The sequence below is a fragment of the Inquilinus sp. OTU3971 genome, assembly GCF_038440215.1.
Genome location: NZ_JASATH010000273.1, coordinates 1 through 7,808 on the forward strand (window position 1 = coordinate 1; position 7,808 = coordinate 7,808).

Consider the following 7,808-nt stretch of genomic DNA (forward strand, 5'->3'; position numbering starts at 1 on the left):
TTAAGTCTGCAACGCCCGGATCTCGTGCACCGCCGCGATCCGGGTTCCGTCCCAGTGATAGGACAGGTGCCGCTCCTGGATCACCGGGGTCAGCACGCTGCGCGGCCGGAACACCGCGGCGCAATGACCGCCGGCGTGGCGGACGCTGTCATAGGCGATGCCGAAGGAACCGTCGCCATGCAGCCGCCGCCCCAGCGCCTGGCCGGCAGAATAGTCGACCGGATCGTAGACGCCGGGCAGTTCTGCGCCCAGGCCGCGGATGTCGTGCAGCTCGCCCGACAGGCTGTTGATCAGGACCCGCATGTCGATCGTGGTGGCCGGCGTCGCCGTCGCGGCGAAGAAGCGGGCGCGGTGATAGCTGGTCTCCGCCACCGCCGTGTCCAGCGCCGCGGCGCCGTAATAGGCGCCGTAGGTACCGTCGGTGAAGCGGCTGCCATCCGGGTGCAGATGGGTGAAGGGCGCCATGATGAAGCTGGTGCCCGGGCCGCTCATCCGCTCCTCCAGCGGCACCAGCGCGATCTGCCCGACCTGGTCGCGCAGCCGGTCGTTGGTGCGGGATTCGAGCTCGATCAGCAGCTCCCAATCCTCGGGCGGCGCCACCCGCTCGAACAGGTCGATCGGCGGGTACCGGCTCGGGATGATGCGCCAGCATTCGGGCCAGTCGACCCGGCGGACCGGAAGGGTCAGCCCCAACCGCCGCGCTCCGCATCCAGGTAGCGGCGGACCACGAACAGGTCGGCGACGTTGCCCGACAGCATCCGGTCGAGCGCCGAACGGCCGCCGAAGGGCGAGGCCGTGTTCGGCCGCCGCACCCAGCCATCGGCCAGCTTGGCGTCCTTGAACAGGATCTGCAGCGCCCGGTAGATGCCGAGGATGTAGGAGATCCGCTCCAGCGTGTCGGCCGAGGGATGGCCGGTGGCGCCGGCCTTCCAGCGATAGAAGGTGGCCTTGGACGGACGGCCCAGCAGCACGCGCTTCTCTTCGTCCTTCAGCCCCCAGGCCTCGACGATGTTGAAGAAGGCGCTCAAGCCCGCCTGGGCCACCCGCCCTTCGGCACCACGCGGCGTCACCGCCGCCTCTTGCGCCATCATCGAACCGCTCCTCTCTCCGAGCTCATTTGAGACTTTTTATCTCGTTTGAGACAAATATAGCGAGAGACCCGGCTGATGACAAGTCCCGCCCCATCAACACGGCAGCCCCTCCCCGCGTTGCATCCTGGTTGACGCCGTCTGCAGGCCATGGCTCTACTGACGCCATGAGTGCGATCCGTTCGATGATTACCGCGACCACCAAAACGACCACCGCCACAGGCGGGTCGTGCGGAGGTCGTGCGCGCTGATCGGACAGCGCCTCGCCGACCACCAAAGGGCCCCGCCGGCAGCGGACGGGGCCCTTGGTCTTTCTGGGCTCTCCCTGCGCCGGTCCAACGCAACGGAGACTTCCCATGGACGACATCGATCACCGCAGCCTCGGCAACCGCCTCGACCTGTTCCACCAGCAGGAGGACGGCCCCGGCATGGTCTTCTGGCACCCGCGCGGCTGGGCGCTCTACCGCGTGGTCGAAGACCATGTCCGAAGGCGCATGGCCCGGGCCGGCTATCGCGAGGTACGGACGCCGCAGCTGCTGGCCCGCGGGCTGTGGAACCGCAGCGGCCACTGGCAGAAATTCGGCGCCCAGATGTTCGCCGTGGCCGATGAGGGCCGGATCATGGCGCTGAAGCCGATGAGCTGCCCCGGGCACATCCAGATCTTCAACAAGCGCGTGCGCTCATACCGCGAGCTGCCGATCCGCTATTTCGAGTTCGGCGCCGTGCACCGCAACGAGCCGTCCGGCGCGCTGCAGGGGCTGATGCGGGCCCGCGGCTTCGTGCAGGACGACGCCCATGTGTTCTGCCTGGAGCATCAGATCGAGGCCGAGGTCGCTCGGTTCTGCGGCCTGCTGCGCCGGATCTACGCCGATTTCGGCTTCGAGGGCTTCGACGTCGCCTTCGCCACACGGCCGGCGCAGCGGGCGGGGTCGGACGAGGTCTGGGACCGGGCCGAGGCGGCGCTGGCGGACGCGGCGCGGCAGGCCGGGCTCGATTTCGAGACCCTGCCCGGCGAGGGCGCCTTCTACGGCCCGAAGCTGGAATTCCACCTGCACGACAGAAGCGGCCGGCGCTGGCAGTGCGGCGTCATCCAGCTCGACCTAGTGATGCCGGAACGGCTCGGCGCCGCCTATGTCGACGAGCACTGCAACCACCAGCTGCCGGTGATGCTGCATCATGCCGTGCTGGGCAGCCTCGAGCGCTTCATCGGCATCCTGCTCGAGCACCATGAGGGGCGGCTGCCGCTGTGGCTGGCACCGGAGCAGCTGGTCGTTGCCTCGATCGGCGCGGACGACGTCGTCCCGGCCTGCCGGGTGGCCGAGGCCTTCGAGGCGGCCGGGCTACGCGTCGCCCTCGACGCCCGGCCGGAGCGGCTGTCGCGCAAGATCGTTGACGCCCATGCCGACGGGGTGCCGGTGCTGGCCGCGATCGGCACACGCGAGGCGCGGGACGGCACCGTGGCACTGCGCTTCCGCGACGGCCGCCAGGAGTCCCTGCCCCTGGCCGCCGCGATCGCCCGGCTGGAGGCCGAGGCGCAGTCGCCAACCCCTGCCCTCGCCGCCTGATCTGCGGGGGCGCGGAATATGCTTTGCCGCGCCCCGCTTCGGCGCCAGGATTCCGGAACGACCCCAAGCACCGGAGACGGTCGATGGCCAGCCCCTCCCTGGCGGCGCAGGACAGCCGTCTGCACCGCATTCTCCGCCATCTCGGCCATGAGGTCCGGCACGTCCTGCCGCCGACACTGTTCTTCCTGGTCGGCTTCAACCTGATCGTGTTCACGCAGAACCTGGTGCTGTCCGAATACCTCGCCCGGTCGATCAACTTCCTGGTCGCGACCACGGCGGCGCTGGTGGTGGGCAAGGCGGTGCTGGTCGCCGACATGATGCCGTTCCTGCGCCGCTTCGACAACGCACCGCTGATCCTGCCGATCCTGTTCAAGACCTTCGTCTACTGGGCCTTCGTCTTCATCGCCCGCCTGCTCGAAGCCTTCATCCACCATGTCGTCGACAGCGGCCAGGTCGGCGGCTTCGGCGCCGCCCTGGCGGAGCAATTCTCCTGGCACCGCTTCCTGTTCATCCAGATCTGGATCCTGGTGCTGTTCCTGATCTACACCACCGCCGCCGAGCTGAACGCCCTGTTCGGCGACGGCGAGCTGGCCCGGATCCTGTTCCGGCACCGCTCATCCGATCTCAAGCAGACCCGGCGGCAGCGCATCCGAGCCCTGGTGCGGCTGAGCCATTTGACCGAGACCCAGCCGACTTCCGCCCTGCGCGATCCCGCCACCCCGGCGCATCGCGAGCTCGTCGGGCTGATCGAGCAGCTGGCGCAGGACGCCGGGCGGCGCGGCAGGGCCGCCAGCGGATAGCAGTGGCCCCGCGACCCTTCATCGCGGGCATGCAGCCGCGCCGTGCACGCTATCCTGCCGGCGGCCCCACCCGAAGCGGCACACATGGCACGACGGCTTTCCCAGGCGCTGGCCTTCCCGATCACGATCCTCGCGATCCTGCTGTCGGCCGCCCCCGGCCGGGCGGCAGCCGGTATGGATGTCGAGGCCACGCTGCCGGTCGACGGCGTGTCCCGCAGCTACATTCTGCACCTGCCGCCGGCCGCGGCAGGCGGCAACCCGCTGCCGCTGGTGGTGGTGCTGCACGGAGGCGGCGCCAACGCCGACAGTGCGATCGCCCTGACCGGCTTCAGCGCCGAGGCCGACGCGGAGGGCTTCATCGTCGCCTATCCGAACGGCACCGGCCGCCTGAGACCGACCACCGAGACCGCCGGCCAGTTCAGCTGGAACGCCGGCGACTGCTGCGGCGCGGCAATGCGGCGGGATGCCGATGATGTCGGCTTCCTGCGCACCCTGGTGTCGACGATCGAGCAGGAGCGCGCGGTCGACCGCCACCGCATCTACGCCGCCGGCTTCTCCGCCGGGGGCATGATGGCCTATCGCCTGGCCTGCGACGCGGGTGACATCTTCGCCGGAATCGCCGTGGTCTCCGGCGCCATCCTGCTGCCGTCCTGCACCCCGAGCCGCCCCGTCTCGGTGATCCACATCCACGGCACCGGCGACGAGGCGGTCCCGTTCAAGGGCACCGCCGAGCGCGAGAGCTACGCCCGGGCCAAGTTCCCGCCGGTGCGGGAGTCGGTCGCCTTCTGGGCCGCCTTCGACGGCTGCCGGACACAACCGGTGGCGCGGGCGACGGTGCTGGGCATCAAGGCGGAGGACTATCCCGATTGCAAGGCCGGGACCGCGGTGCGGTTCGACGTGGTCGAGGGCGGCATCCATGCCTGGCCGGACGGCACCGACACCCCCGGCTTCGTGGCCACGCCCCATATCTGGCACTTCTTCGCCGACCACCCCCGGCTGTAGCGGGGTCAGACCGGCAGGCCGATCTCCCGGCGCAGCCCGGCGGCCGTCTCCCCGCCGGCGGGGAGAGGCGCATTCTCCAGCCGGGCCGCCGCACGTATCGACAGCGCATTGGTCAGCAGCAGAGCCTCCGCCCGCTGCAGATCGGCGACCGAAAGCGGCCGTTTCGTTGCCCCAAGCCGCGCCTGCACCTCGGCGCGCATGATGCCGGGTAAGGCGCCCTCCGCCACCGGCGGCGTGACCCAGGCGCCGTCGATCCGCGCGAAGAGGTTGGCGATGGTGGTCTCAGCCACCCGGTCCGCGGTGTTCAGCATCACCGCATCGTCGGCGCCGCGATCCGCCGCCTCGCGCCGCGCCAGAACGGCGTCGAGATAATTGAGGGACTTCACCCGGCTGAGCGGCGAGGCCTGGTTGCGGCGGGTGCCGCGGGCGACGACCAGAGCCACCGGCCCCTGCGGCGGCAGCCCGGCATGGCCGGCGATCAGCACGGTCGGAGATGGCGCAGCCGGAGGCAGAACCCCGCGAGGACCGACGCCGCGGCTGACGGTTAGGCGCAGCACGCCAGCCTCGATCCCCTCGGCCGCGATTACCGCGGCGCAGGCTTCGGCCAGGGCGGCATCGTCGAAGCGCGCCGGGATGCCCAGCACGGCGCTGCCCTCGGCCAGCCGCGCCAGATGCCGGTCCAGCCAGACCGCGGCGCCGTCCCGCACCCGGATGGTCTCGAACAACCCGTCGCCGAGGGTGAAGCCGCGATCGGCCGTGTCGATCCGCGCCCCTCCGGCCGCCAGCAGTTGGCCGTTCAGCCAGGGCATCAGCCCGCTCCCGTCAGGGCCTGCAGCAGCGGCCGGACCTTCACCATGGCCTCGTCATATTCGGCGTCCGGATCGGAATCATAGACGATGCCGCCGCCGGCCTGAGCTGCGACCTGCCCTCCAGCGCCACATAGCGTGCGGATGACGATGCTGGAATCCATCGACCCGTCGAAGCCGAGATGGACGACCGAGCCGCAATAGGCCCCGCGCCGCGCCGGCTCGAGGTCCCGGATGATCTCCATCGCCCGGATCTTCGGCGCGCCGGTGATCGAGCCGCCGGGGAAGCAGGCGCGCAGCAGGTCGACCGCGCTGCGGCCCTGCGCCAGCCGCCCCTCGACCACAGACACCAGGTGATGCACCCGGGGGAAGGTTTCGAGCCCGCACAGCACCGGCACCCGCACGCTGCCGACGGCGCAGACCTTCGACAGGTCGTTGCGCAGCAGGTCGACGATCATCAGGTTCTCGGCCCGGTCCTTGGCGCTGGCCTGCAGCTCCGCCGCCATTGCCGCGTCGGTCGCCGGATCGACGCCGCGCGGCCGGGTGCCCTTGATCGGCCGGGTCTCGACCCGCCCGGCCGGGTCGACCGCCAGGAACCGCTCCGGCGAGGCGCTGGCGATCCAGCGCCCCTGTCCCAGGTCGAGGAAGGCGGCGAAGGGCGCCGGCGACAGGGCGCGCAGGCGGCGGTGCAGCGTGAACGGGTCGAGCCCGTCCGGGAGATCGGCCAGGAAGCGCTGGGTCAGGTTGGCCTGGTAGATGTCGCCGGCGGTGATCCAGTCGCGGATCCGGCGGACGCCGTCGCGATAGCCGTCTGCCGGCATCTCCGACTGCCAGACGCCGCGGAGCGTGCCGTCCGGCGGCAGCAGCGGCGGGGCGCCGGCGATCGCTGCCGCGAGGTCGTCGGCCTGCGCCTGCGCCCAGTGACGGCGGGCCACGGGATTCTCCTCGGGCCAGCCGGTCGACAGCACCCAGGCGCGTCGCTCGACCGCGTCGAACACGGCGACGCAGTCATAGAGGCCGAAGGCGATGTCCGGCAGGTCGAGCCCGACCGCCTGGGGCGCCGGCATGCGGTCGGCGAAGCGCCCGGCCTCGTAGCCCAGGACACCGATCGCGCCGGGCCCGAGCGGCGGCAGGTCCGGATCGGGCTCGACGCAATAGCGGGCCAGCAGCGTGGCGATGGCGCCGAATGGATCGGCCGGCGCCTCTGCGGCCCCGACCTCGACCCAGCGGAACGGATCGGCCGCGATCAGCGACCAGCGGCCCCGCGGCCCGTCGACCAGCGCCGAATCGAGCAGCAGCGGACGGGGCCGATGGCGGATCGCGGCGAAGGCTTCGACCGGGTCGCGCCAGGGGATCGGCCGGCACAGGACCTCCGGCGCCGCGGTGACGGGCAAAGGGAACGGAGTGGCCAAGCGGTGGTTCACGTAACGATCGGGCTCCGGCGGACAGGTCAGCCCGAAGCTAGCACGCGGCGGGTCGGCACACACCGCCGCGCCTTCGGGAGGCATTCATGGAACTGGTTTCCCGCCTGGCCTTCTTTCTCGTCAGCGTCATCCTCATGCTTCTGGCGGCCGGGCTGACCGCGTATGCGATCTATTCGGTGGTGATGACCTTCCAGACGCCGCACGCCGCGACCGACACGGCGATGCTGGACGTCATCGGTTACCTGATCATCGCCACCGCCGTCTTCGACGTCGCCAAGTACCTGCTGGAGGAGGAGGTCGCGCGGGGCCAGGAGCGGCGCCGCGCCTCCGAGGTCCGCAAGAGTCTGACCAAGTTCATCTCGACCATGATCATCGCCGTCTTCCTCGAAGCCCTGGTGGTGATCTTCAAGGTGGCGCGCGACGATGTGAACCTGCTGCTGTACCCGACCGCGCTGATCGTGGCCGGGACCGGCATGATGCTGGGTCTCGGCCTGTTCCAACGGCTCAGCGCCTCGGTCGAACGGGATATCGAACGAGGGGCGGTCGACGACACCGATGACGAGGAGGGCGAGGCGCCGCGCGTGCGGCGGCGCAAACCGTCCCCGTCCTGAGTCCGGCCGTCAGATCCCGGCGCCGGCCATGGTGTCCGGCCCCGGCCGGGCGCTGCCGTCCGGGCGCAGCCGCAGCAGCCATTCGCGGCCGACCTTGACCATCGGCTTGCCGTCGTATTCGACGATGTCGGCGGTGGCGTAGGTTTCGCTCCAGCGCTCCGGCAGGAAGCTGCCGGTGCCGACCACGTCGATCGGCGCCTTGGCCAGCGCCATCACCCGGCACTTCGCCGGGCTGAAGCCGCTGGAGGCGACGATCTTCACCTTGCCGAAGCCGGCCTCGTCCAGCTTGTCGCGCAGATGATGGATCGCCGCGGCCGAGACGCCGGTGCCGATCAGGTGGCGCAACTCCTCCTCGCTGCGGTAGCCGCGCACCGCCTCGGGCACGTGGCGCTCCAGCACCGCGTAGGATTCGCCGGGTCCCAGCCCTTCCATGTAGCGGCCGCCGCCGGTGTCGATGCGGACCGACAGCCGGCCGGGCGCCCCCCGGTGCGGGGGGCGGGGGGGGCCCGCGG

At 70.9% G+C, this 7,808-nt stretch carries 8 protein-coding genes and 1 pseudogene; 4 read left to right on the forward strand and 5 right to left on the reverse strand.

Going from position 1 to position 7,808, the window contains the following annotated elements; translation table 11 throughout:
• Both AAHM41_RS37360 and AAHM41_RS37365 read right to left on the reverse strand, forming a co-directional pair.
• A complete protein-coding gene (locus AAHM41_RS37360) occupies positions 1-693 on the reverse strand; it encodes an RES family NAD+ phosphorylase (RefSeq protein ID WP_342241712.1) in 693 nt (230 codons plus the stop codon).
• Positions 684-1,091 (reverse strand): MbcA/ParS/Xre antitoxin family protein, encoded by a 408-nt coding sequence (locus tag AAHM41_RS37365; RefSeq protein ID WP_342241713.1) that lies wholly within the window; start codon positions 1,089-1,091, stop codon positions 684-686. The genes AAHM41_RS37360 and AAHM41_RS37365 overlap by 10 nt, the downstream gene beginning before the upstream one ends.
• Positions 1,092-1,444: 353 nt before the next feature.
• On the opposite strand from AAHM41_RS37365, the gene thrS reads away from it, so the two are divergent.
• From thrS to AAHM41_RS37380, 3 genes are all read left to right on the forward strand, one after another.
• A complete protein-coding gene (gene thrS, locus AAHM41_RS37370) occupies positions 1,445-2,653 on the forward strand; it encodes a threonine--tRNA ligase (protein ID WP_342241714.1) in 1,209 nt (402 codons plus the stop codon).
• Between the two features lie 83 nt (positions 2,654-2,736).
• Positions 2,737-3,453, forward strand: coding sequence for a hypothetical protein (locus tag AAHM41_RS37375; RefSeq protein WP_342241715.1), 717 nt, complete (start codon positions 2,737-2,739; stop codon positions 3,451-3,453).
• A gap of 84 nt (positions 3,454-3,537) precedes the next feature.
• A complete protein-coding gene (locus AAHM41_RS37380; protein WP_342241716.1) occupies positions 3,538-4,455 on the forward strand; it encodes an extracellular catalytic domain type 1 short-chain-length polyhydroxyalkanoate depolymerase in 918 nt (305 codons plus the stop codon).
• Positions 4,456-4,460: 5 nt separating this feature from the next.
• On the opposite strand, the gene AAHM41_RS37385 is transcribed toward AAHM41_RS37380, so the two are convergent.
• Together AAHM41_RS37385 and pabB are read right to left on the reverse strand one after the other, a co-directional pair.
• Positions 4,461-5,264, reverse strand: a complete 804-nt coding sequence (locus tag AAHM41_RS37385) for an aminotransferase class IV (protein ID WP_342241717.1) — start codon at positions 5,262-5,264, stop codon at positions 4,461-4,463.
• The gene (gene pabB / locus AAHM41_RS37390) at positions 5,264-6,685 is read right to left on the reverse strand and encodes an aminodeoxychorismate synthase component I (protein ID WP_342241718.1); all 1,422 of its coding nucleotides are present in this window, start codon (positions 6,683-6,685) and stop codon (positions 5,264-5,266) included. Before pabB ends, AAHM41_RS37385 begins: the two co-directional genes overlap by 1 nt.
• 86 nt (positions 6,686-6,771) lie before the next feature.
• Here pabB and AAHM41_RS37395 point away from each other — a divergent pair, with 86 nt between their 5' ends.
• Entirely contained in the window at positions 6,772-7,296 is a 525-nt protein-coding gene (locus tag AAHM41_RS37395; protein ID WP_342241719.1) for a hypothetical protein, read from the forward strand.
• A 9-nt stretch (positions 7,297-7,305) separates the two neighbouring features.
• Here AAHM41_RS37395 and AAHM41_RS37400 read toward each other — a convergent pair.
• A pseudogene (locus AAHM41_RS37400) lies at positions 7,306-7,808 on the reverse strand (hypothetical protein); the annotation flags it as partial.